General features: G+C 65.7%; 22 protein-coding genes. 14 read left to right on the top strand and 8 right to left on the bottom strand.

Going from position 1 to position 25,459, the window contains the following annotated elements; all coding sequences use genetic code 11:
• Nucleotides 1-19 precede the first annotated feature (19 nt).
• The 3 genes from E8F11_RS03070 to E8F11_RS03080 all read left to right on the top strand — a co-directional run bounded on the left by E8F11_RS03070 (nucleotide 20) and on the right by E8F11_RS03080 (nucleotide 4,431).
• Entirely contained in the window at nucleotides 20-1,270 is a 1,251-nt protein-coding gene (locus tag E8F11_RS03070; protein ID WP_280287331.1) for an MFS transporter, read from the top strand.
• A 216-nt stretch (nucleotides 1,271-1,486) separates the two neighbouring features.
• On the top strand, nucleotides 1,487-3,385 hold the full coding sequence (htpG, locus tag E8F11_RS03075; protein ID WP_280287332.1) for a molecular chaperone HtpG: 1,899 nt from the start codon (nucleotides 1,487-1,489) through the stop codon (nucleotides 3,383-3,385).
• A gap of 260 nt (nucleotides 3,386-3,645) precedes the next feature.
• Nucleotides 3,646-4,431, top strand: coding sequence for a dienelactone hydrolase family protein (locus E8F11_RS03080; RefSeq protein WP_280287333.1), 786 nt, complete (start codon nucleotides 3,646-3,648; stop codon nucleotides 4,429-4,431).
• 28 nt (nucleotides 4,432-4,459) lie between these two features.
• Here E8F11_RS03080 and E8F11_RS03085 read toward each other — a convergent pair whose 3' ends face one another.
• Nucleotides 4,460-5,320: a pirin family protein gene (locus E8F11_RS03085; RefSeq protein WP_280287334.1), complete on the bottom strand. Its 861-nt coding sequence runs from the start codon at nucleotides 5,318-5,320 to the stop codon at nucleotides 4,460-4,462.
• Nucleotides 5,321-5,384: 64 nt separating this feature from the next.
• The gene (locus E8F11_RS03090) at nucleotides 5,385-5,804 is read right to left on the bottom strand and encodes an OsmC family protein (RefSeq protein WP_280287335.1); all 420 of its coding nucleotides are present in this window, start codon (nucleotides 5,802-5,804) and stop codon (nucleotides 5,385-5,387) included.
• A 190-nt stretch (nucleotides 5,805-5,994) separates the two neighbouring features.
• Here E8F11_RS03090 and E8F11_RS03095 point away from each other — a divergent pair, with 190 nt between their 5' ends.
• Entirely contained in the window at nucleotides 5,995-6,963 is a 969-nt protein-coding gene (locus E8F11_RS03095; protein ID WP_280287353.1) for an amidohydrolase family protein, read from the top strand.
• An 80-nt stretch (nucleotides 6,964-7,043) separates the two neighbouring features.
• Here the strand turns inward: E8F11_RS03095 and E8F11_RS03100 are convergent, their stop codons facing one another.
• Both E8F11_RS03100 and E8F11_RS03105 read right to left on the bottom strand, forming a co-directional pair.
• The gene (locus E8F11_RS03100) at nucleotides 7,044-7,298 is read right to left on the bottom strand and encodes a hypothetical protein (RefSeq protein WP_280287336.1); all 255 of its coding nucleotides are present in this window, start codon (nucleotides 7,296-7,298) and stop codon (nucleotides 7,044-7,046) included.
• A gap of 236 nt (nucleotides 7,299-7,534) precedes the next feature.
• Nucleotides 7,535-8,407, bottom strand: coding sequence for a LysR family transcriptional regulator (locus E8F11_RS03105; RefSeq protein ID WP_280287337.1), 873 nt, complete (start codon nucleotides 8,405-8,407; stop codon nucleotides 7,535-7,537).
• A 92-nt stretch (nucleotides 8,408-8,499) separates the two neighbouring features.
• On the opposite strand from E8F11_RS03105, the gene E8F11_RS03110 reads away from it, so the two are divergent.
• The 5 genes from E8F11_RS03110 to mddA all read left to right on the top strand — a co-directional run bounded on the left by E8F11_RS03110 (nucleotide 8,500) and on the right by mddA (nucleotide 14,711).
• The gene (locus tag E8F11_RS03110) at nucleotides 8,500-9,525 is read left to right on the top strand and encodes a putative sulfate exporter family transporter (protein ID WP_280287338.1); all 1,026 of its coding nucleotides are present in this window, start codon (nucleotides 8,500-8,502) and stop codon (nucleotides 9,523-9,525) included.
• 94 nt (nucleotides 9,526-9,619) lie between these two features.
• On the top strand, nucleotides 9,620-10,084 hold the full coding sequence (locus tag E8F11_RS03115) for a DUF3859 domain-containing protein (RefSeq protein ID WP_280287339.1): 465 nt from the start codon (nucleotides 9,620-9,622) through the stop codon (nucleotides 10,082-10,084).
• A gap of 63 nt (nucleotides 10,085-10,147) precedes the next feature.
• Nucleotides 10,148-10,876: a response regulator gene (locus tag E8F11_RS03120; protein WP_280287341.1), complete on the top strand. Its 729-nt coding sequence runs from the start codon at nucleotides 10,148-10,150 to the stop codon at nucleotides 10,874-10,876.
• Nucleotides 10,877-11,014: 138 nt separating this feature from the next.
• Nucleotides 11,015-13,843 carry a PAS domain S-box protein gene (locus E8F11_RS03125; RefSeq protein ID WP_280287342.1) on the top strand — a complete coding sequence of 943 codons (2,829 nt, stop codon included), beginning with the start codon at nucleotides 11,015-11,017 and terminating at the stop codon, nucleotides 13,841-13,843.
• A 94-nt stretch (nucleotides 13,844-13,937) separates the two neighbouring features.
• Complete coding sequence (gene mddA / locus E8F11_RS03130) at nucleotides 13,938-14,711, top strand: methanethiol S-methyltransferase (RefSeq protein ID WP_280287343.1); 774 nt, start codon at nucleotides 13,938-13,940, stop codon at nucleotides 14,709-14,711.
• 291 nt (nucleotides 14,712-15,002) lie between these two features.
• Here the strand turns inward: mddA and E8F11_RS03135 are convergent, their stop codons facing one another.
• The 4 genes from E8F11_RS03135 to E8F11_RS03150 all read right to left on the bottom strand — a co-directional run bounded on the left by E8F11_RS03135 (nucleotide 15,003) and on the right by E8F11_RS03150 (nucleotide 20,751).
• Entirely contained in the window at nucleotides 15,003-16,628 is a 1,626-nt protein-coding gene (locus tag E8F11_RS03135; protein WP_280287344.1) for a methyl-accepting chemotaxis protein, read from the bottom strand.
• Nucleotides 16,629-16,841: 213 nt separating this feature from the next.
• Nucleotides 16,842-18,059, bottom strand: a complete 1,218-nt coding sequence (fabB, locus tag E8F11_RS03140; protein ID WP_280287345.1) for a beta-ketoacyl-ACP synthase I — start codon at nucleotides 18,057-18,059, stop codon at nucleotides 16,842-16,844.
• A gap of 11 nt (nucleotides 18,060-18,070) precedes the next feature.
• A complete protein-coding gene (gene fabA / locus E8F11_RS03145; protein WP_280287346.1) occupies nucleotides 18,071-18,586 on the bottom strand; it encodes a 3-hydroxyacyl-[acyl-carrier-protein] dehydratase FabA in 516 nt (171 codons plus the stop codon).
• A 257-nt stretch (nucleotides 18,587-18,843) separates the two neighbouring features.
• On the bottom strand, nucleotides 18,844-20,751 hold the full coding sequence (locus E8F11_RS03150) for an ATP-binding protein (protein WP_280287347.1): 1,908 nt from the start codon (nucleotides 20,749-20,751) through the stop codon (nucleotides 18,844-18,846).
• A 363-nt stretch (nucleotides 20,752-21,114) separates the two neighbouring features.
• Here E8F11_RS03150 and E8F11_RS03155 point away from each other — a divergent pair, with 363 nt between their 5' ends.
• From E8F11_RS03155 to E8F11_RS03175, 5 genes are all read left to right on the top strand, one after another.
• A complete protein-coding gene (locus E8F11_RS03155) occupies nucleotides 21,115-22,137 on the top strand; it encodes an NAD(P)H-dependent glycerol-3-phosphate dehydrogenase (protein WP_280287348.1) in 1,023 nt (340 codons plus the stop codon).
• A gap of 31 nt (nucleotides 22,138-22,168) precedes the next feature.
• Complete coding sequence (locus tag E8F11_RS03160) at nucleotides 22,169-22,516, top strand: DUF4389 domain-containing protein (RefSeq protein ID WP_280287349.1); 348 nt, start codon at nucleotides 22,169-22,171, stop codon at nucleotides 22,514-22,516.
• A complete protein-coding gene (gene sixA / locus E8F11_RS03165; protein WP_280287350.1) occupies nucleotides 22,513-22,977 on the top strand; it encodes a phosphohistidine phosphatase SixA in 465 nt (154 codons plus the stop codon). The genes E8F11_RS03160 and sixA overlap by 4 nt, the downstream gene beginning before the upstream one ends.
• Before the next feature lie 105 nt (nucleotides 22,978-23,082).
• The gene (locus E8F11_RS03170; RefSeq protein WP_280287351.1) at nucleotides 23,083-24,750 is read left to right on the top strand and encodes an AMP-binding protein; all 1,668 of its coding nucleotides are present in this window, start codon (nucleotides 23,083-23,085) and stop codon (nucleotides 24,748-24,750) included.
• Nucleotides 24,751-24,797: 47 nt separating this feature from the next.
• On the top strand, nucleotides 24,798-25,241 hold the full coding sequence (locus E8F11_RS03175; RefSeq protein WP_280287352.1) for a hotdog fold thioesterase: 444 nt from the start codon (nucleotides 24,798-24,800) through the stop codon (nucleotides 25,239-25,241).
• Nucleotides 25,242-25,459: the final 218 nt, after the last annotated feature.

Consider the following 25,459-nt stretch of genomic DNA (forward strand, 5'->3'; position numbering starts at 1 on the left):
TGCTCATTAGGAAAGTCCGATGGTTGCGTTACTCATACTCGGTGGACTGCTGCTGATCGTCACCGGCCTGGTCTGGCTGGTGATGCTGGCGTTCGGCACCAGCCTGCTCTGGGGCTTCGGCAGCCTGCTGCCGCCGGTCACCCTGGCCTATGTGCTCTGCCACTGGCGCACCGCGCGCAAGGCCGTGGCCCTCGGCGCCATGGGCTTCATCCCGCTGGTGGTGGGCCTGACCATGATGGCCGCCCAGCAGCCCGAGCGCCTGCAGTCGATCCTCAGCCTGCGCTGGGTGGGCGCGGGGGAAAAGGTCGCGTCCGAACTGGACATCCGCCTCAACGGCGAGCTCAACGGCCAGCGTTTCGTGCCGCTGGAGGCCGAATTGGTGGGCGGTATCCTCAGCCTGCGAGAGGGCCAGGACTTCTACGCCCGCCGCGAGCTGAGCATCCGCCTCGGGCGCCAGCCCGAGGGGGCGCTGCGCCTCGATGTGCTCCCCCAGGACGCCGGCCCGCACCCTGAAGTCGAGATCAGTTGGCTGCTGCCGGAACAGGAACTGCCGGAGGCCCGACGCATCCCCCGCGGCTACACCTTGCACCTGGACCTGCAGCCGGTGGCGCCGAACCGGCTCGCCGGCGACTTCCACCTGGTGCTGCCGCCCAAGTTCGCCACCACCCTGTCCGGGCATCTTGAAGTCTTCACCGACCGCCTGCGCTACCGCGATGGCCAGGTCGACACCGCCTACGACTCCCGCGACACCCTGGCCTACGTGGTCCGCGACTACCTGCAGCGCCGTTTCGCCACCCGCGATGTGGAGCTGGCCCAGTTGCCGGCCTTCAGCCTGCCGGCGCGGGAACTGGAGCTGGAGGTGGAGGCGCGGATCGACGGCCAGCTCCAGCGGTTGCCGCTGCAACTCTCCAAGAACGAGGGCCGTGGCTGGCGGGTGCAGCGCGACAGCTTCCCGCCCCTGGCCGCTTCCGGTGCCGCGCCCGTGGCGCAAAGCGAGGCGAGCCCGGAGACGGCGGCCGCAGCCGAGGCCGCCCGCTCGGTGGACCGCCGCGAGCGATTCTCCCTGCAGCGCCTGTTGAGCAACCCCAATCACTACCAGGACCTCGCCATGCGCGTGTTCACGGTGCGCGGCAGCACCGCCGAAGGCCGCTTCGCCGGCCTCGATCGCGACGGCCGTGTGCTGATTCGTCGTAACCTCGGCGGCGCAGGGGCGGCCAGCTTCAGCCTGGCGGTTGATGAGATCGCGTGGGTCGAGTTGCTGGAGCCCTGATTCCCCGGGTGTACGACTCGTTTTCCCGTCAGCGAAGCTCGATTGCGTAGCGTGCGCCGTGCGCACCAGATCCCCCGCGCGGTGGTTCCGGTGCGCGCAGCGCACCCTACCGTCAGGCGTCTTTCGCTAAGCACTTGAAATCCTTGTCGAAGGCCCCATCTGGATGACATCCGCCGCCTTATGCGGCCCAAGCCATCGACGTGGAGTTAGAAGACCATGAGTGTGGAAACTCAAAAAGAAACCCTGGGCTTCCAGACCGAAGTGAAGCAATTGCTTCACCTGATGATCCATTCCCTGTATTCGAACAAGGAAATCTTCCTCCGTGAACTGATTTCCAACGCCTCCGACGCCTCCGACAAGCTGCGTTTCGAAGCGCTGGCGACGCCTGCACTGCTGGAAGGCGGCTCCGAGCTGAAGATCCGCGTCAGCTTCGACAAGGACACTCGCACCGTCACGCTCGAGGACAACGGCATCGGCATGAGCCGTGACGAGGTGATCGCGCACCTGGGCACCATCGCCAAGTCCGGCACCGCCGACTTCCTGAAGAACCTCTCCGGCGACCAGAAGAAGGATTCCCACCTGATCGGCCAGTTCGGCGTGGGCTTCTATTCCGCCTTCATCGTCGCCGACAAGGTGGACGTCTTCACCCGCCGCGCTGGCCTCTCGGCCGCTGAAGGCGTGCACTGGTCCTCGAAGGGCGAGGGCGAGTTCGAAGTCGCCACCATCGACAAGCCGGAGCGCGGCACCCGCATCGTCCTGCACCTGAAGAGCGGCGAAGAGGAATTCGCTGATGGCTGGCGCCTGCGCAACGTCATCAAGAAGTACTCCGACCATATCGCCCTGCCGATCGAGCTGCCGAAGGAACACCACGGCGAAGAGGCTCCGGCCGAACAGGAGTGGGAAACCGTCAACCGCGCCAGCGCGCTGTGGACCCGCCCGCGCAGCGAGATCAAGGACGAGGAATACCAGGAGTTCTACAAGCACGTTGCCCACGACTTCGAGAACCCGCTGTCCTGGAGCCACAACAAGGTCGAAGGCAAGCTGGAGTACAGCTCGCTGCTCTATGTCCCGGCCCGTGCACCGTTCGACCTGTACCACCGCGAGGCCCCGCGCGGCCTGAAACTGTACGTGCAGCGCGTGTTCATCATGGACCAGGCCGACCAGTTCCTGCCGCTCTACCTGCGCTTCATCAAGGGCGTGGTGGACTCCAACGACCTGTCCCTGAACGTTTCCCGCGAGATCCTGCAATCGGGCCCGATGATCGACTCGATGAAGTCGGCCCTGACCAAGCGCGTGCTGGACATGCTGGAGAAGCTGGCGAAGAACGAACCCGAGCAGTACAAGGGCTTCTGGAAGAACTTCGGCCAGGTGCTGAAGGAAGGCCCGGCCGAAGACTTCGCCAACAAGGAGAAGATCGCCGGCCTGCTGCGCTTCGCCTCCACCAGCGGCGACGCCGGCGAGCAGAGCGTGTCCCTGGCCGACTACATCGGTCGCATGAAGGAAGGCCAGGACAAGATCTACTACCTCACCGGCGAGAGCTATTCGCAGGTGAAGAACAGCCCGCACCTGGAAGTCTTCCGCAAGAAAGGCATCGAAGTGCTGCTGCTCACCGACCGCATCGACGAGTGGCTGATGAGCTACCTCAGCGACTTCGATGGCAAGGGCTTCGTGGACGTCGCCCGTGGCGACCTCGACCTCGGCAAGCTGGACTCGGAAGAGGACAAGAAGGCCCAGGAGGAAGTCGCCAAGACCAAGGAAGGCCTGATCGAGCGTCTGAAGTCCGCCCTGGGTGACGAAGTCTCGGAAGTGCGCGTATCGCACCGCCTCACCGACTCGCCGGCCATCCTCGCCATCGGCGAGCAGGACCTGGGCCTGCAGATGCGCCAGATCCTCGAGGCCAGTGGCCAGAAGGTTCCGGACTCCAAGCCGATCTTCGAGATCAACCCGGCCCACCCGCTGATCGAGAAACTGGATGGCGAGCAGGACGAAGACCGCTTCGGCGAACTGTCCCACATCCTCTTCGACCAGGCCGCCCTGGCCGCCGGCGACAGCCTGAAGGACCCGGCCGACTATGTGCGCCGCCTGAACAAGCTGTTGGTGGAGCTCTCCGCCTGACGGCTGGCTGTAACGAAAAAGGCCCGCCTGTGCGGGCCTTTTTCTTTGGCGTGCCCCAATGATCTGCGGGCGATTTCAATCGCCAAGGGTTGCGTAGCTGCCCCTGCAGCATTGCAGGCCGAACCTGCGGTCCGGTTGGCGAATGAATTCGCCCCTACAAGGGGGGCGCCTCGGAAATCCCCTGCTACGAACGCTGGGAGAAGTCGAATCCCTCATCGGGTCTAACCTTAGCTATCCCCACTGGCACAGGAGACTTTTCCATGAACAGATGGCTGCTGCCTCCGCTGCTCATTACCCTCGCCGGGCCGGCGTCGGCCGTGATGGTCGTCCAGGCCGTGCCCTACGAGATCGACGGCAAGGACTTCGAAGGCACCCTGGTCTATGACGATTCGGTGAAGACTCCGCGCCCCGGTCTGCTGATGGTGCCCAACTGGCTCGGTGTCACGCCGGCCGCCGCCGAGCAGGCGAAGGAGATTGCCGGTCAGCGCTATGTGATCTTCATCGCCGACATGTATGGCAAGGGCATCCGTCCGGCCAATCCGGTTGAGGCCAAGGCCGCCGCTACCGCCGTACGCGCCGACCGGCCGCTGATGCGCAAACGCGCCCAGGCCGGGGTGGAGGTGCTCAAGGCTCAGGGCCGGAAGGTTCCGCTGGACCTGGCCAGCCTGGGCGCCATCGGTTTCTGCTTCGGCGGTGGCAGCGTCCTCGAACTGGCGCGGTCCGGGGCGCCGCTGAAAGGTTTCGTGTCCTTCCACGGCAACCTGGACACCCCCGATCCGGCCGATGCCCGCAATATCCGCGCACCGATCCTGGTGTTGCACGGCGCCGACGATCCGGCGGTGCCCAAGGCCCAGGTGGATGCCTTCAGCGCCGAAATGACCGCCGCCGAGGTCGACTGGCAACTGGTCAGCTACGGCGGCGCGGTGCATTCCTTTACCGAGCGCGGGGCCAATGTGCCGGGGCGCAATGAATACCACCCCAAGGTTGCCGCGCGGGCTTACCAGGCCATGAACGGCCTGTTCGACGAAGTCTTCACCAGCCAATGAGCGCGAGGTTACGGCCGGTGCCGAGGGGCTAGGCCGGCAGCTCGATGCGGCTGGTCTCGCCCGGCACCACCGGCCAGTCGCCGGCGGCCCAGCGGCTGCGTGCCTGTTCGATCAACTCCGGGCTGCTGGAAACGAAGTTCCAGTTCATCCGCCGCGGAGCGTCCAGGGGCGCGCCGCCGATCATCACGAGGTGGCAGCCGCTGCAGGCCGCAACGACGTATTCGACGCCTTCCGGCAGCACCACCATGCTGCGCGGCTCCAGCGGCTGGTCATCCAGCTGTGCCTCGCCTTCCAGCAGGTAGAGCGCCCGTTGTGGGTGATCGCAGGGAATGGTCAGGGTGGCGCCGGTCTCCAACTGCAGGTCGGCGTAGAGGGTCGGGGAGAGTACCGGCACAGGCGACTCCAGGCAGAAGCCGTTGCCGGCGATCAGGCGAATGCGTACGCCGAGGGCTTCCTGCTGCGGCAGGCTAGCCGCCGGATAGTGGCTGTAGCTGGGTTCGCAGCCCTCCAGTTCGCGCGGCAGCGCCAGCCAGACCTGCAGGCCGTGGGCGCGGGAACCACTGGCGACCAGGTCGGCGGGGGTTCGCTCGACATGGGCGACGCCGCGGCCGGCGGTCATCCAGCTGACGTCACCGGGCCTGACCTGCTGGTCCGAGCCCAGGCTGTCCTTGTGCTGCAATTCGCCCTCGAACAGGTAGGTGAGGGTGGAAAGGCCGATATGCGGATGCTGGCGCACGTCCATGCCGCTGCCGGGGGCGTAGTCCGCCTCCAGCATGTGGTCGAAGAACACGAAGGGCCCGACGCTGCGGCACTGGGCCGAGGGCAGCGGGCGAAGGATGGGTTGCCCGGCGACCTCTTCGGCGCGTGGGCGGATGGTGAGGATGTTCATGCTGGGGCTTCCTGCGCGGGGTTTGCAGAAGAATAACCCTTCCACGCCGGAAGCCCAGCCTGGCTCACTGGCTGAAGTCGCCTTCTGCGAGGCGGGTTTCGATGCTCACCTCCACTTGGGTCATCAGCTTGTGCAGTGGGCACTTGTCGGCGATTCGCAGCAGGGTGGCGCGCTGCTCGTCGGTCAGGGCGCCGCGCAGGGTCAGCTTGACGTCCAGGCGGTAGTGCCCCTTGCGCTCCTCGCTATCGTCGCGAGTGACGTCGACGTCCACGCCGGTCAGCGGGATGCCATTTTTCTGGGCGTAGTAGGTCACGGTCAGGGCTTTGCAACTGCCCAGCGCGGCGTCGAAGTAGTCATGGGGCTCCGGGTCCGCGCCGGCGCCGCCCAGATCCAGGGGCAGGTCGGTGAACAGCGGGGCCTTGCCAGCGAGTTCGATGCGCTGCCGGGTGCCATTGGCGGAATCACGGGTGAGACGGATGGTCATGAATGGCCTCCTGGCCGAAGGGTGGGGGGAATCCCAGCTAGGCTAGCGCAAAGGGTGGTTGCCGCGCAGGCGATTGCCAGGCTGAACGCCGAGAGGTGAATGGCGGTCTACAGTCCCCCAGCCCATCCAGGGAGGAGTTGCCTTGTACCGACTGAGGACCAGTCTCGCCGCACTGCTGCTGGTTGCGACCATGCCTGGTGAAGCCCGCGACTACCGCTACAGCGACGCCCATCTGCATTACGTGGACTTCTTCCAGGAAAGCGATGGCATGGGGCCCCTGCTGGAGGCCATGGACAAGGGACGCATCGATCACGTGATGATCTCCGGCGTCCCGGTCGCCAAAAAGTGGCACGAGGACGAGCCCAAGCGCCCGCGTTACTACGCTGGCGACGATGCCGGTGCCTACTGGTACAGCGCCACCGATGTGCTGGTGGCCGCTGCGGTGTGGCAGTTGCCGGCCGAGCAGCGCGGGCGCTTCCACCCCTTTCTCAGCGGCTTCAACCCCAACGACAAGAACTCCGATGCCCATATCCGCCGCATGCTGGAGCTGGACCCGGGGCTCTGGCAGGGCATAGGCGAGGTGTTCACCCGCCACGACGACCTCACCGCGCTGATCGACGGCGACACGCCCCGGGCCAACAACGAGGCCATGAGCCGTATCTACCACCTGGCGGCCGAATACGACCTGCCGGTGCTGGTGCACTCCAACATCACCTCCCAGCGCGAGCGCAACCCGCTCTACCTGCAGGAACTGGAAGAACCTCTGCGCAACCACCCCCATGTCCGCTTCATCTGGGCCCATGCGGGCACCAGCATGGAAATCCACCGCCACCAGAAGAGGCTGGATTTCCTCCTGCCCACCCTGGGGCGCCTGCTGGAGGCTTACCCGAACCTCTACATCGACCTGTCCTGGAGCGTGCTGCGGCCCTATCTGCTGGACAAGGACGGCAAGCCCGACCGCCAGTGGCTGGAATTGGTGGAGCGCTACCCCGAGCGCTTCATGCTGGGTTCCGATGTGGTAGGTCGCTTCGACGGCCTGGGCGACTACCTGACCGCCTACGACCCCTTCCTCGACGCCCTGCCGCAAGCAGTGGCGCGCAAGGTGGCGCGGGACAACTTCCTCGCCGTGCTGCCCCGCAGGCACCAGGCGCTTCAATAGGAACCGGAGGCCAGGCAGGGAGGGCCGTCTGGGCTCCTGAGCCCTGCCCAGGCGGCGCTGGCGATGGAGATGGTTGCCAGTCAGGGAGTCAGGGCCAGTTTCTTCAGTTCGTGCTTGAGTATCTTGCCGGTGGCCGCAGCGGGCAGGGTTGCCAGCACGCGGATTTCCATGGGGCGCTTGTAGGGGGAAAGCCTGTCGGCGAGAAAGGCCGTCATTCCGCCCGCATCGAAGCTGTCCGGATCGGCGACCTGGAGGAAGGCGACCACTTCTTCGTTGCCTTCCACCGGACGACCCACCACCGCGGAAAGCACCACGCCCGGGTAGGCGTTGAGCACCGCCTCCACTTCAGGCGGGTACAGGACTGCGCCGAAGGTGGGCCAGGAGTCACCCCTTGCCCTCCGGGAGAGGGGCTGGGGTGAGGGTGGCTACCGGCTAGTTGGTGCCACGCCATTTTCGCGAATGAATTCGCTCCTACAGGGCATGTGGCTGAGCTCGTAGGATGGGTGGAGCGGAGCGATACCCATCAACCCCGAAGGGGCAGCTGTGCGTTCCTTGACGAATGAATTCGCCGCTACAGGAAATCCAGAAAACGCCGGAGCCCGCGTGTCGGCTGCTTGTCCTGGTGGATGGCGCGGTAGAACACGCGCTTCAGCGGGCCGCTGGGGCAGGGCAGGGTGCACAGCTGGCCGAGGGCGAGTTCGCTGCGCACCATGATGCGCGACACACAGGCGACACCCGCACCGGCAATCACGCAGCGCTTGATCGCCTCGCCATCGGACACCTCCAGCAATTGGCGCGGGCTGCCCAGCCAGGGGCCGATCAGGTGTTCCAGCATGTTGCGGGTACCGGAGCCCGGTTCGCGCATGATCCAGCGAGCCTTCGCCAACTCCTCGGCGGTCGGCTTGGGCTGGCGGGATAGCGGATGGCTCGGTGCCGCGATCAGCACCAGTTCGTCTTCCTGCCAAGGCCGCACATCGATATCCGGGTGCTGCACCGGCCCCTCCACGAAGGCCACGTCGACCGTGAAGCTGCACAGCAATTCGACGATGCGTTCGGTGTTCTCGACCTTCAGCTCCAGGCGGCTATCCGGCTCCGCTTCAAGGAAGGCAGCCAGCTTGTCCGGCAACAGATAACCGCCAATGGTAGTGCTGGCGCCGATGCGCAGGTGGCAGGTGAGCTGCTGCTGGAACAGCGATTCCACCTCCTGGGCGCCTTCCAGGGTGGCCTGGGCATGGGGATAGAGGCGACGACCGTGCTCGTTCAGCACCAGGCGCTTGCCATGGCGATCGAACAGCCGCGTGCCCAGTTGGTGCTCCAGGTCCTGCAGGGACATGCTCGCCGCCGACTGGGTGAGGCTGAGTTCCTTGCTGGCGCGGGTAACGCTGCCCAGGTCGGCAATGGCGATGAAGGTGGCGAGCTGGCGGAGCGTGATTCGGCACTGCATATCAGCATTCCTGATATGACCAATAAGAATAGGTTGCTTCGTTTAGGTTATATGCCGCGGCAAGCTTGCGCTACCACAAGCGAGGTATCGCCATGCTAGTCCTGAGTCGCTCCGAACGTTCGCCTTTCTTCCTGCTCGCCGGAGTCGGCACCAGCTTCCTGCTGGCCGGACTGGCGCTCTGGCTGTCGGGCTCCCCGGCGTTGCAGGGAACCGGGTTCGGTGCGCTGACACTGGCCATGCTGCTGGGTTTGCTGGCAGGGAACCTGACGTCCGAGCGCATCCACGGCCTGCTCGGGGCAGGCCTGCAATTCTGCAAGCAACCGGTGCTGCGCTTCGGTGTGGCGCTCTACGGCCTGCGCCTGACAGTCCAGCAGGTTCAGGCGCTGGGTGTGCAGGCCTTCGTCATCGACGCACTGCTGATCGTTTCCACCATGGGCCTGGCGATCTGGCTGGGTACCCGGATCCTGCGCCTGGAGCGTGAGACCGCCATCCTGATCGGCGCCGGTCACGCCATCTGCGGCGCCGCGGCGGTCCTTGCCAGTGCCGGCGTGGTGAAAGGGCGCAATGACCAGGTGGCCATCGCCATCGCCTGCGTGGTGCTGTTCGGTACCCTGGGCATGCTGCTCTACCCCTGGTTATTCACGCTCATGCCGACACTCTTCGGCGACAGCCACGGCTTCGGTGTGTTCGCCGGCGCGACGCTGCACGAAGTCGCCCAGGTAGTCGCTGCAGGCCAGGCCATGGACCCGCAGGCCGCCGAAGCGGCGATAGTGGCCAAGCTCATTCGTGTCCTGTTGCTGGCGCCTTTCCTGCTTGGCCTGGGTTTCTGGCTGGCGCGACGCTCCGAGCCTGGCCGCGCTGTCGCTCCGGTCCGGGTTCCGCTCTTCGTCATCGGTTTCGTGGTCTGCATGCTGTGCAATTCCTGGCTGCCCCTGCCGCAAGGCTTGCACCAGGCAATGGTCGGCCTGGACGACCTGCTGCTGGCTGCAGCCATGGGCGCGCTCGGCTTCAGTACCCGTCTCACCGACCTGCGCAAGGCCGGTCTCAAACCGCTGATTCTGGCCTTTGCCCTGACGGCCCAGTTGGTCATCGTGGGCGGTGCCCTGAGTTTCATCTGAGTGCGCCCATGCGCGCCGAGCCGCGCAGCGAGTCTGTCACGAGGCTGTCATGGCCGCGTCATAACCTCGCGCCACCGCAAACAAGGAGCGCGACATGATCCCCTTTCGAATGACAGCACTCATGGCCCTCGGCCTGGTATCCGGCGTTGCCCTGGCCGATGTACGGGTGGACGGGCCGGTGGAGTACGGCATCTTCGAAACCCAGTACAAGGACTACCAGCCCGGCGAGCGCGTGCTGACCCGCAGCGACCAGACGATCCAGCCCACCGGCGAGATCCCGGCCAAGCTGGGCACCAAGTTCGGCATGCGCTACACGCTGCTCGGCAAGCAGGATAAAGACACGCCGCTGACCCTGCTGTACCTCACCCCCGGCGTAGTCACCCCGGATGGCAAGCGCCACGACAAGTTCGTGGTGGAGCAGAAAATGGCGCCCGGCGCGCCCCTGGACGTGATGGCCTTCGAGTTCACCGAGCACTACGAAGTGGTGCCGGGCGAGTGGCATTTCATGGTCTTCCAGGGTGACCGCCTGCTAACCGAGCAACGCTTCACCGTCCGCTGATCCCACGCGTCGCCGTGGCGCGCTATATTCGCTGGGTCTGAAACTGGCGAGAGGCACAGGCCCATGGCCGAACTGATCAGCATCCTGGTCGTGGACGACGACGAGGCGATCCGCGAACTGCTGCTGGACTACCTCGGCGGCCAGGGCTACCAGGTCCAGGCCGTGGCCGACAGCGTCCAGCTGCGGGCGCGGCTCGCCGAGGCGCTGCCCGACCTGGTATTGCTGGATGTCGGCCTGCCCGGCGAGGACGGCCTCAGCCTGGCGCGGTTCCTTCGCGAGCATCACGACCTGCCGGTGATCATGGTCTCCGGCGCCGGTACGCCGCTGGACCGCATCGTCGGCCTGGAGGTGGGCGCCGACGACTACCTGGCCAAGCCATTCGACCCGCGCGAGCTGTTGGCGCGAGTCAAGACCGTGCTGCGGCGCTACCGCCGCGCGCCGGCCAGCGCCGCCCAGCCGGAACCGGAACCCGCCAGCGCCTGCCTGCAGCTCGGACTCTGCCGCCTCGATCTGCAGAGCCGCCAGCTGTTCGACGCCGCGGGCGAAGAAATCCCCCTCACCGCCATGGAGTTCGACCTGCTCCAGGCCTTCGCCCAACGCCCCAACCGGCCTTTGTCCCGCGATCAGTTGCTGAACCTCACCCAGCACCGCGACTGGAACCCCTTCGACCGCTCCATCGACATCCGCATCGCCCGCCTGCGGCGCAAGCTGGAGCAGGACCCGGACAAGCCGCAGATCATCCGCACGGTGCGCGGCGTGGGTTATATGTTCGTGCCGGGCGGCGCGTCTTAGACAGGCATCCTACAGTCCTGGCATTAGACCGACGCGACCTATTGTTTCAATTGTTTCAATCGCCGCCGAGCCCCTCCGGCCGGGGGCCGGCTGTCTCTATACTCAGGCTGTCCGCCCAGCCCCTCGGAGGGCCTATCGGTGAGCCAGCCCCTGACCAGCAGCCTGAAAGCCGTCAGCATCGAAGAGCACCGCCTGCGCCAGATAGTCGACAACAGCAGCGCGGTGATCTATGTGAAGGACCTCGACGGCCGCCTGCGCCTGGTCAACCGCGCCTTCGAACGGCTGTTCAAGGTGCGTGCCGAGCAGGTGCTGGGGCGCACCGACCACGACTTCTTCCCCAGGGAAATGGCCGATGTGCTGCGTGCCAACGACCTGCGCGTGGCCCAGCTCGGCCATGAACTGGAGTTCGAGGAGCAGGTGCCCATGGCGGGCGTCATCCGCACTTACCTGTCGAGCAAGTTCCCGCTTTTCGACAGCGATGGCCGGGTCAGCGCCATCTGTGGCATTTCCACCGACATCAGCTCGCGCAAGACCCTGGAAGAGGTGTTGCGCTTCGTCGCCCTGGGGGTGTCCGCGGCTACCGGCAACGAGGTGTTCGAGGCCATCGCGCGCTACATGGTGCGTTCGCTGAACGCCGATTTCGCCTTCGTCAGCCGCATCAGTGACGAGGGGCCGCATTGCCTGACCACCCTGGCGCTCTACTACGACGGCAAGCTGCAGCAGAATTCCACCTACGAGCTCAAGGGCACGCCGTGCGCCGAGGTCTTCGGTGGCAGCTTCCATTTCGTGCCCCGCGACCTGCAGTGCTCCTATCCCAATGACGAGGTGCTGAGGGCGTTCGGCGTCGACAGCTACGCCGGCTTCCCGCTTTTCGCCAGCGATGGACGGCCCCTGGGACTGATCGCGGCCGGGCGGCTCGGGCCGATGAGCGACCGCGACAAGGTGGAGTCGGTGTTGCGCATCTTCTCGGTGCGGGCGGCGGCGGAAATCGAGCGGCTGGAGGCCGAGGCCAGCTACCGGGCGATCTTCGATACCTCCGAGGACGCCATCTTCGTCCACGACATCGACAGCGGCGCCCTTGTGGACGTCAATCCCAAGGCCTGCCGCGCCTATGGCTACAGCTACGAGGAAATGCTCAAGCTGGACATAGACGCCTTCAGCGCCGGCTATTCGCCCTACACCGGCAAGGAAGCGGCCGGCTACCTGACCCGTGCCGCGGCTGGCGAGATGCAGCGCTTCGAGTGGCACCGGCGCAACCGCGATGGCAGCCTGCACTGGGACGAAGTGCTGCTCAAGCGCGTGGCCATCGGCGGCATCGACCGCATCCTCGGCATCACCCGCGAGATCACCCAGCGCAAGGAGGCCGAGCAGGCCCTTCGCGCCAGCGAGCTGCAGTACCGGGCCATCACCAACACGGCGCTGGACTGCTTCATCAGCATGGACGAGGCGGGCCGGGTGCTGGCCTTCAACCCGGCGGCGGAGCAGTGCTTCGGCCTCAGCCGCGAACAGGCCCTGGGCCATTCGCTGCTCAAGCTGATCATCCCGCCACGCTTCCGCGAGTCCTACGAGCGCGCCCTGGAGCATTACCTGATGACCGGTCACGGCGCCTTCCTCGGCAAGCGCATGGAAGTGGTGGCCCAGCGCGCCGACGGCCGCGAGTTCACCGCTGAGCTGGCCTTGACCCAGGTACCGGGTGACGAGGGGCCGCGCTTCATCTGCTACCTGCGCGACATCACCGAACGCACTCAGGCCGAAGAGGAGCGCGCGCGCCTCGAGCAGCAGCTGCGCCAGGCCCAGCGGATGGAGGCCATCGGGCACCTGACTGGGGGCATCGCCCACGATTTCAACAACCTCCTGACCAGCATGCTGGGTTACACCGTGATGGCCCAGGAGCTGGCGGAGCTGGGCAGCGACGAGCGCCTGAACAAGTACCTGGCCCGGGTGCAGCGTTCGGCGGAGAAGGCCCGCGACCTGATCCAGCAGATGCTCACCTTCAGCCGTGGCAGCCGCGGCAAGCCCCAGGTGGTGGCGCTGGACCAGCTACTCGGGGACTTCATCCGCCTGGTGGAGTCCACCTTGCCGGCCACCGTCGAGCTGGAGGTGCGCCTGGACCATGACCTGCCGCGGGTTCTGGCCGACCCGGTGCAGCTCGAGCAGGTCCTGATGAACCTCTGCATCAATGCCAGGGATGCCATGGGCAGCGTCGGCCAGTTGCGCGTCAGTCTGGGTCAGGAGGAGCTGGAGGGCGTTTGCGCCTCCTGCCAGCAGCGGATCAAGGGCAACTTCGTCGCGCTCACCGTCAGCGACAGCGGGCCGGGCATCGATCCGGCACTGCGAGTGCAGATCTTCGAGCCGTTCTTTTCCACCAAGGCCAGTGGCCAGGGCAGCGGCATGGGGCTGTCCATGGTGCACGGCATCGTCCACGAGTATGGCGGCCATCTCCACCTGGACAGCGCGCCGGGGCGCGGCTCCACCTTCAGGGTGCTGATGCCGGCCCACAGCCTGGCGGTACCGGGCCCGGTGGAGCAGGGCGCCTCGACCGCCGAGCGCCAACCGCTGCGTTCGGCCCTCTGTGGCCGGGTCGCGGTGGTGGACGACGACGCTACTGTGGCCGAGTTCATGGGCGAACTGCTGGAAGGCTGGGGCCTTGCGCCGGGCATCTTCTGCGACGCCGAGCAGGCCAGCCAGCTGCTCTGCGCCGATCCCTACGCCTGGGACTTCGTCATTCTCGACCAGAGCATGCCGCGCCTGTCCGGCCTGCAACTGGCGCGGCGCCTGCTGGCGTCCCGCGCCGACCTGCCGATCGTGCTCTACACCGGCTTCAGCGATTCGCTGCTGGAAAGCGAGGTGCAGCAACAGGGGGTCAAGGCGCTGTTGACCAAGCCGCTGAACCAACAGCGCCTGCACCAACTGTTGCAGGCCTGGCTGGGTACCCCGAAGAAGGGATACAAAGCAGAAACAAATTGAGCGCTGCCAGCCATCGGGCTGATACAGGCCGGGGCCAAGCTGGTGTCCAAGGCGGAGCGATGCCGCCGACCAGAACCCCGGGCAGGAGCGCATCATGTTCAACTATTCCAAGCGCATTTCGATCTTCATCTACGGTCTGATCAGCTACCTGATCTTCTTCGCCACATTCGTCTACTCCATCGGTTTCGTCGCCAACCTGCCGTTCGCGCCGCGTACCCTGGATGGCGATCCGCGCCTGCCGTTCTGGGCCGCCCTCGGGATAGACGTGCTGCTGCTGGGCCTCTTCGCCGTCCAGCACAGCCTGATGGCCCGCCCCGCGTTCAAGGCCTGGTGGACCCGCTGGATACCGCCGGCAGCCGAGCGCAGCACCTATGTGCTCTTCTCCAGCCTGGCGCTGGTGCTGCTGTACAGTTACTGGCAGCCGCTGGGCGGCGAGATCTGGAGCATCGAGAACCGTTCGGGCCGGCTGGTGCTGGGCGCCACCTTCGGCTTCGGCTGGGCCCTGGTGTTCTACGCGACCCTGCTGATCAACCACTTCGACCTGTTCGGCCTGCGCCAGGTCTGGCTGAACCTGCTGGGCAAGCCCTACACCGCGCTGGAGTTCAAGACTCCCGGGGCATACAAGCTGGTGCGCCACCCGCTGTACCTGGGCTGGTTCCTGTGCTTCTGGGCTACCCCGACCATGACCGCCACGCACCTGCTGTTTGCCGTGCTGACCAGCATCTACATACTGGCGGCCATTCAGCTGGAGGAGCGCGACCTGCTGCGGGAACATCCGGAATACGCGGATTACCGGCGCCAAGTGCCCATGCTGCTGCCGCGTGTCGGCCAGCGGGGCAAGGAGGGAAGTGGTCGCGAAGCGGCTTGAACGCTCCATGAAAAGGAAGGGCGCCGATAGGGCGCCCTTCTTGCGTTCGGGGATTCCCGTATGTGGGCGAATTCATTCGCGATCGGGCTCGTTCGCCGGAATTCGCAAGTTGGCGCCGAGGAAGGAGACTCAACGTCGCTTTGTGTAGGAGCGAGCTTGCTCGCGAAAGATTGCGCTCGGACTGTTCGCGAGCAAGCTCGCTCCTACGAGTCGGTAGCCCGAATGAAATCCGGGGGATATTCCAACCTCCGCTCCCTGAAATCGCTCCCACAGGCGTCTGACTGGACAGGCTCAGACCACGAAGTGCGCGATCATCCCATTCAACTCGGTCGCCAGGCGCGACAGTTCGTGGCTGGCGGCGGAGGTCTGGTTGGCGCCGGCCGACGTCTGCACCGAGACGTCGCGGATGTTCACCAGGTTGCGGTCCACTTCCCGGGCGACCTGGGCCTGCTGCTCCGCCGCGCTGGCGATGACCAGGGTGCGCTCGTTGATCTCGCTGGCTTGCCGGGCGATCTCCTGCAGCGCCTGGCCTGCGCCCTCGGCGACCTGGAGCATTTGCTGCGCGTGCTGATCGCTCTGGTTCATGGCGCCGAGCGCCGCATCGGAGCCGGCCTGGATACTGGCGATCATCTGCTCGATCTCGCGCGTCGACTCCTGGGTGCGATGGGCCAGGGCGCGCACCTCGTCGGCCACCACCGCGAATCCGCGCCCCTGGTCGCCGGCCCGGGCCGCCTCGATGGCCGCGTTGAGGGCCAGCAGATTGGTCTGCTCGGCGATGGCGCGGATCACCTCCAGCACCTTGCCGATGTTCTGCGCCTGCGCGGAGAGGTCGGCTACCCGCTGCGTGGTGTCGGCCACCTCCTGGCTCATGCCGCGGATCGCCTGGACGGTTCTTTCGACGCGCTCGCGGCCGGTCTGCGCGGTCTCTTCGGAGGCGATCGAGGCTTCCGATGTGGAAGCGGCGTTGCGCGCCACTTCCTCGACTGCCGCGCTCATCTGGGTGACTGCCGTTGCGGCCATTTCGATCTCGTCGTGCTGGCGGTTCAGCGAGCGGTTGCCTTCCTCGGTCACTGCGTTCAGCTGTTCGGCTGCCGAAGCGAGCTGGGAGGCCGAGTTGCCTATCTGTTCGATGGTGTCATGCAGGTCCTGCTGCATGGCCTGCAAGGCCGCCATCAGCCGGGAGGGCTCGTCGCGCCCTGTGCTGTCGAGCTGTCCGGTAAGGTCGCCCTTGGCGATTTTTTCCGCTGTGCGCATGGCTTCGCGGATGGGTAACACGATGCTGTGGGTCAGCAACCAGGCGATGGCGATGCTGGCCAGTACTGCCACCAGCATCACCGCCACTACCGCCCGGGTAGCGTCGTCGAACAGATCGTCGCCCTCCTGGCTGGAGGCCAGCGCTTCCTGGCGGACCAGTTCGATCAGCGCCGTCAGGCTCTGCAACAGGCTGTCGTAGCGTTCGCGCTGTTCGTTGCGCATCAGCTCGTAGGCCTGTTCGGTGTCGTTGCGCCGCGACAGTTCAAGCAGCGCCTGGTGTCCGTCCAGGTACTTCCGGGTCAGTCCGAGAAACGCCTGGAACAGCCGGCGTTCCTCCGGCAGCATCAATAGCGGTTCGTAGTCGTCCTGCACCCTTGCCAGGTCGGCGAGTAGCCCGTCCATCTGCTGTTCAAGGGCTTGCATGGTGGCCAGGTCCCGGGCCAGGACGTGGTTCATTTCGCTCTGGCGGAACTCGGACAGGAGCATGCCCATCTGCCCGGAGAGCTGGACACTGGGCAGCCAGAGCTCGCTGATCCGGGTGGAGGCCTGGTTGATGGCGGCCATGCGGTTGCAGGCGAACAGGCCGAGGCCGACCAGCATCAGGGTGATGATGGCGAAACCTGTGGCCGCGCGGTAAGCGATGGGTAGCTGGCGAAGGAACATGCGGTCTTCTCCGATCCGGGGCGATTGGTTGTTGCTCGACCCTTTAGCGGAGCTGAACGATTGTTCTTGATGGCAGAGGTGGGGGTTCGGAAAGGCCCTACAGGGTTTCGGGAGGTTGCTTCTCGTGGGCGCCGGGTTCGACTGCTGCGTGGCCCACAAACGACAACGCCCGTATCCGGGGATACGGGCGTTGCCGGTACTACTCGGGCCGGATCAGCCTTTGTAGCGCTTCAGTACCAGGGTGGCGTTGGTGCCGCCGAAGCCGAAGCTGTTCGACATCACGGTGTCGATCTGGGCGTTTTCGCGGGTCTGGCGCAGGATCGGCAGGTCGGCCACTTCCGGGTCCAGCTCGTCGATGTTGGCCGAGCCGGCCATGAAGTTGCCTTCCATCATCAGCAGGCAGTAGATGGCTTCCTGCACGCCGGCGGCGCCCAGGGAGTGGCCGGACAGGCTCTTGGTGGAGCTGATGGCCGGGGCCTTGTCGCCGAACACGGCGCGTACGCCGCGGATTTCCGCCACGTCGCCCACCGGGGTGGAGGTGCCGTGGGTGTTCAGGTAGTCGATCGGGGTGTCGACGGTGGACAGTGCCTGCTGCATGCAGCGGATGGCGCCTTCGCCGCTCGGGGCGACCATGTCGTAGCCATCGGAGGTCGCGCCGTAGCCGACGATTTCGGCGTAGATCTTGGCGCCGCGCTTGAGCGCGTGCTCCAGCTCCTCGACCACGACCATGCCGCCGCCGCCGGCGATGACGAAACCGTCACGCTTGGCGTCGTAGGCGCGGGAGGCGCGTTCGGGGGTGTCGTTGTACTGGGTGGAGAGGGCACCCATGGCGTCGAACAGGCAGCTCTGGCTCCAGTGTTCTTCCTCACCGCCGCCGGCGAAGACCATGTCCTGCTTGCCCAGCTGGATCTGTTCCATGGCCTGGCCGATGCAATGCGCGCTGGTGGCGCAGGCCGAGGAGATGGAGAAGTTCACGCCCTTGATCTGGAAGGGGGTGGCCAGGCAGGCGGAAACGGTGCTGCCCATGGTGCGGGTCACGCGGTATGGGCCGATGCGCTTGACGCCCTTCTCGCGGAGGGTGTCGATGGCTTCCATCTGATTGACGGTGGAAGCACCGCCGGAGCCGGCGATCAGGCCCACGCGCGGGTTGGAGATCTGCTCGGCGCTCAGGCCGGCGTCTTCGATGGCCTGCTGCATCGCCAGGTAGGCGTAGGCAGCGGCATCGCCCATGAAGCGGAAGAGCTTGCGATCGATCAGCTCTTCCAGGTTCAGGTTGACGGAGCCGGACACCTGGCTGCGCAGACCCATTTCCGCATAGGAGGGGTTGTGGCGGATACCGGCCTTGCCGGCGCGCAGGTTGGCGGAAACAGTTGCTTTGTCATTGCCCAGGCAGGAGACGATGCCCAGGCCAGTGATCACGACGCGACGCATGCGGATGTCCTTCAGAAGCTGTCGGTAGAGGTGAACAGGCCTACGCGCAGGCCTTCGGCGCTGTAGATCTCGCGGCCGTCGACGGCCACGGTGCCATCGGCGATGCCGAGGATCAGCGAACGATTAATAGTGCGCTTGATATGGATGTTGTAGGTGATCTTTTTGGCGGTCGGCAGGACCTGGCCGAAGAATTTGACTTCGCCGGAGCCCAGGGCACGGCCGCGGCCGGGATTGCCCTGCCATCCGAGGTAGAAGCCGACCAGCTGCCACATGGCGTCGAGGCCGAGGCAGCCGGGCATGACCGGGTCGCCCTCGAAGTGGCAGGCGAAGAACCACAGGTCCGGGTTGATATCGAGCTCGGCGACGATTTCGCCTTTGCCGTACTTCCCGCCGGTTTCGCTGATATGCACGATGCGATCGATCATCAGCATGTTGGGGGCGGGCAGTTGCGCATTACCAGGGCCGAACAGCTCGCCGCGACTGCAGCGCAGCAGGTCTTCCCGGGTATAGGCGTTTTGTATGGTCATGCGAGCTCCTCAATGGTCCCAGTGCGGCACAGGGATTTGCATTCATCCTTCTGCCGCGCGCGTTATCGGGCGTCTGTCGGCAGACTAGTCATAGACTGTTGCGTTGCGGTGAAAGTCACAGCGTGACGAGCACAGTCGTTCACTCGAGTGACGGAACCATCCGCAAGGGGCGTGCCAAGGGGCACCCCACTCGCAAAGCGTGGTGCACTTTAACATTCCTGGACACTCGACGAATGTCTGGAAACGCCTCCAAGCCATCAGTCCGACGGCTTGCTCAGCCAGCGCTGCATCACCCGTAGCAGGTCGGCGCGCTTGAATGGCTTGGCCAGGTAGTCGTTCATACCCGCGGCCAGGCAGGCTTCGCGGTCGCCCTGCAAGGCGTTGGCGGTGAGGGCGATAATCGGCACCGCGACGCCGCCATTCATCTGGCGAATCTGGCGTGTGGCCTCGTAGCCGTCCAGCACCGGCAGGCGGCAGTCCATCAGGATGGCCGCGTAGTGGTGGCGGGAGGCCTGGTGCACCGCCTGGGCGCCATCGCCCACCAGGCTGACCTGGTAGCCGAGGCTGCGCAGCATGGCTTCGATCACGGTCTGGTTGACCGGGTTGTCCTCCACCAGCAGCACCTGCTGGCCGCTGCCCTCGCTGTTGCTCTGCTCCAGGCCGTAGGCGACTTCCACATCCTGGGTACGGAATGGCAGGGGGATCTCCAGGGTGAAGACCGAGCCGGAGCCTTCGTGGCTCTCGGCCCGCAGGGTGCCGCCCATGCGCTCGGCCAGGGTGCGGGCGATCGGCAGGCCGAGGCCGGTTCCGCCATAGCGACGGGAAATCGAGTGATCAGCCTGCTGGAAGGCGTCGAACATGTGCTCCAGGCGGTCCGGCGGGATGCCGATGCCACTGTCGTGCACCGCGCAGGTCAGCCAGAGCACTTCGTTGTCCAGGGCCTGCCAGCGCGTTACCACCCGGATGCCGCCTTCTTCGGTGAACTTCAGGGCATTGCCCACCAGGTTGACCAGAATCTGCCGCAGCCGCGTTGGGTCGCCCTGCACCTCGACCCGCTCCAGGCCCTCCTGGGTATCCAGGGCCAGGGCCAGGCCGCGCTGCTGGGCGCTGTGCTGGAACACATGCACCGAGCCGAGGATCAGCTCCAGCAGGTTGAAGGGAATGCGCTCGAGCTCCAGGGCGCCGCGCTCGATACGGGAGAAGTCGAGGATGTCGTTGATCACCTTCAGCAAGTGCTCGGTGGATTCCGTGGCGAGGGCGGTGTACTCCGTCTGCTCCTCGGTCATCTCGGTGGTTTCCAGCAGTTGCAGCATGCCCAGCACGCCGTTCATCGGCGTCCGCAACTCGTGGCTCATCATCGCCAGGAAGTCGGATTTGGCGCGGTTGGCCATTTCCGCTTCCTCGCGGGCCTTGATCAGCTGGTCCATCGCCTGTTGCTGTTCGTGGCTGGCCTGCTGCAGGCCGCTGGCGAGGTTGTTGATGTGGCGGCTCAGGTCGCCCAGTTCGCTGTCGTCCACCACCGGCAGGCTGGCGCTGTAATCGCCGGCCTGGATGGCCTTGACCGCCTCGCCCATGGCGCTGATGGGCTGCGACAGGCGGGTGGCCAGGCGGCGGGCGAGGAGGAAGGTGAAGAGCAGGGCGATCAGGGCCAGCACCGTCGCCTTGAAGAGGATTTCCTGCTGGCGGCTGCTGAAGGCGTCGTTGGACATGCCCACCACGACCCGGCCCAGGTAGTTGCGGTCGCCGTTGCGGCCATCGTCGCCGGCCTGGGTCCGCCGCGCCTGCAGGTGCATCTGCTGCTGGACGATGGGAGCGTGGAACACCTCCACCTGGGCGCCGCTCTTCTCCAGGCTTTCGTGCTGCTCCAGATAGACCAGGATATTGTCGGCCCGGTCGCGGACTTCGAGGAAACGTACGTGGGGCGTGCCGAGGCTGGCCTGCAGCAGGCCTTCCAGCACTTCCAGGTTGCTGGTGACCACGCCGTACTCCGCCGCCGGGGCGAGCTGGTTGGCGATCAGTTGGCCGTTGTGGTTCAGCTCCTGGCGCAGGTCCTGCAGCCGCGCGAAGGTGAAGAAGCCCGTCAGCAGCAGGGTCAGCAGCAATGCCGGGCCGAGGCTGATCAACTGGGTGCGGGTATGGATGTCCCAGCGCTGACTCAGGGTCATCGGCGCGGCTCTCCTGCGCCAGACGGACGGGAATGGCCCCGATGCGGCTGTAACCGGAATGTCACGAAAGGGTGGGAGACGGGGCGCATCATCCTTTGGCCTCTTTGCGGGGTCGTCCGTGGGGACAGAGCTATGCTGGAACTTTAGTCTCGTTACGCCCCGAAGCTGGGGGAAATTTCGTTGAGTGGAGCTCGCCCGCGGGCGGAAAGGGCACCTGAAGGCCCGCCGCGGGTCAAATTCGAGGCATCTTAACCGAGGCACGCGGCTTTTCCAGCGCAAAGGCTCTGGATTGAGGCTGGCTGGCCGGCAACGCCTCCGTATAATGCGCGCACTCGCCATCCCAATGGCCTACATGGACCCGTTATGACTGAACAGCAACCCATCGCGGTGCTCGGCGGCGGCAGCTTCGGCACCGCCATCGCCAACCTGCTGGCCGAGAACGGCCAGCGCGTGCGCCAGTGGATGCGCGACCCGGAGCAGGCCGAGGCGATCCGTACCCAGCGGGAGAACCCCCGTTATCTCAAGGGGGTGAAGATCCTTCCCGGGGTCGAGCCGGACACCGACCTGCCCGCTGTCCTGGCCGACTGCGAACTGGTCTTCGTCGCCGTGCCTTCCAGTGCCCTGCGCCAAGTGCTGGAACCCGTGGCCGGGCAATTGACCGGCAAGTTCCTGGTCAGCACCACCAAGGGCATCGAGGCGCAGAGCTTCAAGCTGATGAGCCAGATTCTCGAGGAGGTGGCCCCGGATGCGCGCATCGGTGTGATTTCCGGCCCCAACCTGGCCAAGGAGATCGCCGATCACGCCCTGACTGCGACCGTAGTCGCCAGCGAAGACGCCGAACTCTGCAAGCGTGTCCAGGAAGCGCTGCACGGCCGCACCTTCCGCGTCTACGCCAGCCAGGACCGCTTCGGCGTCGAGCTCGGCGGGGCGCTGAAGAACGTCTACGCCATCATGTCCGGCATGGCTGCCGCCCTGGATATGGGCGAGAACACCAAGAGCATGCTGATCACCCGCGCCCTGGCGGAAATGACCCGTTTCGCCGTCAAGCTCGGCGCCAATCCCATGACATTCCTCGGCCTGGCGGGGGTGGGCGACCTGATCGTCACCTGCTCCTCGCCCAAGAGCCGCAATTTCCAGGTGGGTTTCGCCCTGGGCGAAGGCCTCAGCCTGGAAGACGCCGTGGCGCGCCTGGGCGAAGTGGCCGAAGGCGTCAATACCCTCAAGGTGCTCAAGACCCGCGCCGAAGAGCTGCAGGTCTACATGCCGCTGGTCGCGGGCCTGCATGCCATACTTTTCGAGGGACGTACGCTGGCCCAGGTAATCGAAGCGCTGATGCGCGCCGAGCCCAAGACCGACGTAGACTTCATTCCAACCACCGGCTTCTGAGCCATCGTTCTTTTGAACAAGGAGATTCCCCATGAGTGAAGCGCCTGACGACCTGCAGCGTGAGCACATCCTGCTGCGCGTCCTGTGGATGCTGATCTTCGTCATCGTCTGGCAACTGGCCGAGATCGTCCTGGGCGCCGTGGTCCTGCTGCAGCTTGGCTACCGCGCCTTCTACGGCGCGCCCAACGCCGGCCTGCTGGGCTTCGGTGACAGCCTCAGCCAGTACCTGGCGCAGATCGGCCGCTTCGGCACCTTTAATACCGAAGAAAAGCCCTGGCCGTTCGCCGACTGGCCCGAAGCCCGCGCCCCGCAGGGTGAGGCGCCTCACGACGTGCCCCCGGCCGCCCATCCGGTGCGGGACGAAGAGCCCAAGCTGTGAGGCTCTGGCTGCTGCGCCACGGCGAGGCCGAGGCCCGCGCCCGTACCGACGCCGAGCGCGAGCTGACCCGTCACGGTCGCAAGGAAGTGCTGCACAGTGCCGCCCAACTGGCCGGAAGGCCGTTGGGGGCGATACTCGCCAGCCCTTACGTGCGTGCGCAGCAGACCGCCGAGCTGATTCGCGAGGCCCTGGGATTCGCCGGCGCCATCGGTACCGCGCCTTGGCTGACGCCCGACAGCGACCCGCGCGAGGCGCTGAACTTCCTCGCCGAACGCAGCGAGCAGGACCTCCTGCTGGTCACCCACAACCCCTTCGTCAGCGAGCTGGCGGGCCTGCTGCTGCACGGCCATCGGCAGGAGCCGCTGCCCATGAGCACCGCCAGCCTGGCGGAGCTGGAGGGCGACCTGCTGATCCCCGGCCTGATGTCCCTGCGCTCCCTGCACCACGTTCGCCATCACTGACAGAACGCAACATTTCTTAACTTGCGCCCCCTCCAGGTGCGTGGAATAGTCGGCCGAGCAAGTGCTTGGTTGTCCCCACAAAAAGAACAAAATGGAGGAGGCCCTGTGGCTGATGCAGTCCGTTTGCCGCTTGAAATGTTCTTCGAGCGCGAAGCCCGTCATCCGAATAAGCGCTACCTGGTCCAGCCCCTCGGCGGCGGCCAGGTCCAGGAACTGACCTGGTCCGATGTGGGCGAGCAGGCCCGCCGGGCGGCCAGCTGGCTGCGAGGCCGCGACCTGCCCCAGGGCAGCCGGATCGCCATCATTTCCAAGAACTGCGCCCACTGGATCATCGCCGACCTGGCGATCTGGATGGCCGGCCACGTCTCGGTTCCCCTCTATCCCAACCTCACTGCCGACTCGGCACGCCAAGTGCTGGAGCACTCCGAATCCGCCCTGGCCTTCATCGGCAAGCTGGACGACTGGCCCGCCATGGCCGGCGGCGTACCCCAGGGCGTGGCCACCATAGCCCTGCCGATCCACCCCGAGGGCGAGTTCGACTACGGCTGGGCCGACCTGCAGGCCAGCAGCCCGATCCGCGATACCCCCAAGGGTGCTCCCGACCAACTCGCCACCATCATCTACACCTCCGGTACCACCGGTACGCCCAAGGGCGTGATGCACAATTTCAGCAACTTCGCCTTCGCCGCCAGCCATGGCATGGACCTGTTCGGCACCGGCGAGGACGACCGCCTGCTCTCCTACCTGCCGCTGTGCCATGTGGCCGAGCGCATGTTCGTCGAGATGGCGTCCATCTATGCGGGGCAGACAGTGTTCTTCGCTGAAAGCCTGGACACCTTTCTCGACGACCTGCGGCGTGCCCGGCCCACCGCCATCTTCGGCGTGCCGCGGATCTGGACCAAGTTCCAGATGGGCGTCTACGCCAAGATGCCGGCGCAGAAGCTCGACCGCCTGCTCCGGCTGCCCATCATCGGCCGCATGGTCGGGCGCAAGGTCCTCGCCGGCCTCGGCCTGGACGCCGTGCGCTACGCCCTCTGCGGCGCCGCGCCGGTACCCGGGGCCCTGCTGGACTGGTACAAGCGTCTGGGGCTGGACGTGCTGGAGGTCTATGGCATGACCGAGAACTGCGGTTACTCCCACGTCTGCCGCAGCGGCATGCAGAAACGCGGCTGGATCGGCCAGAACAGCCCCGGCGTGGAAGTGCGCATCAGCGAAGAGGGCGAAGTCCTGGTGCGCAGCGGCGCCACCATGCAGGGCTACTACAAGGACCTGGCGAAGACCGCCGAGACCCTCACCGCCGACGGCTACCTGCGCACCGGCGACAAGGGCGAGCAGGATGCCGATGGCAACCTGCGCCTGACCGGGCGCATCAAGGAAATCTTCAAGACCAGCAAGGGCAAGTACGTGGCCCCGGCGCCCATCGAGAATCGTCTCGCCGTGCATCCGCGTATCGAGCAGGTCTGCGTGGTGGGCGACGGCCTGCCGCAACCCATGGCGCTCTGCGTGCTGTCCGAAGCGGGCCGGCAGGAAGCGGCCAACAGCGCCCGTTCCGAACTGGAGGTCAGCCTGCGCAGCCTGCTGGAAGAGGTCAATGGCGACCTCGACAAGCATGAGCGACTGCTGGGGCTGGTGCTGGTCAAGGACGTCTGGGCCGTGGACAACGGCTTCCTCACCCCCACGCTGAAGATCAAGCGCAACATGGTCGAAGACGCCTACGGCAAGCGCTTCCCCGAATGGCTGGAACGCCGCGAAGCAGTCGTCTGGCACGAATGAACCAGTCGGGCCGGGACTTCCGTCCCGGCCTCATCAAGGAGTGATCCATGGGCCTGTGGCTACAAAACCCCGATCTTGCGCAGCTCAACGAATCCCTGAAGAACACCATCGGCGAAGGCCTGGATATCCGCTTCGAAGGTTTCGATGACGAGTCCCTGACCGCCAGCATGGTGGTCGACCCGCGTACCCACCAACCCTATGGCCTGCTGCACGGCGGCGCCTCGGTGGTGCTGGCGGAAACCCTGGGCTCCACCGCCAGCTACCTGTGCATCGACAACCAGCGCTTCTATTGCGTCGGCCTGGAAGTCAACGCCAACCACCTGCGCGGCTTGCGCAGCGGCCGCGTCACCGCCGTCGCCCGACCCGTGCACCTCGGCCGCACCACCCATGTCTGGGACATCCGCCTGTCCGGCGAGGATGGCAAGCCCAGCTGCATCTCCCGTTTGACCATGGCCATCGTGCCACTCGGCGCCGAACCGCCGCGCGGCTGATTTGCCTGCAGACGCGCCTTCTACATGGGCTTCGTCGCGTTCCCACCGCCCTCAACTTCGCCCAAGCGCGCCTTCGTAGGTTGGGCTGAGCGCAGCGAAGCCCAACATTCTCCGCTCGGCCAAGCCTCGTTGGGCTTCGCGTAGCTCTGCCCAACTGTAGTGGTCTACTGATCCCGGACACCGATTTAGGCGAGAATCCTCGCCGTGAGAGAGGTGTC

This window comes from Pseudomonas sp. BN417 (assembly GCF_029871205.1).
Taxonomy (GTDB): domain Bacteria; phylum Pseudomonadota; class Gammaproteobacteria; order Pseudomonadales; family Pseudomonadaceae; genus Metapseudomonas.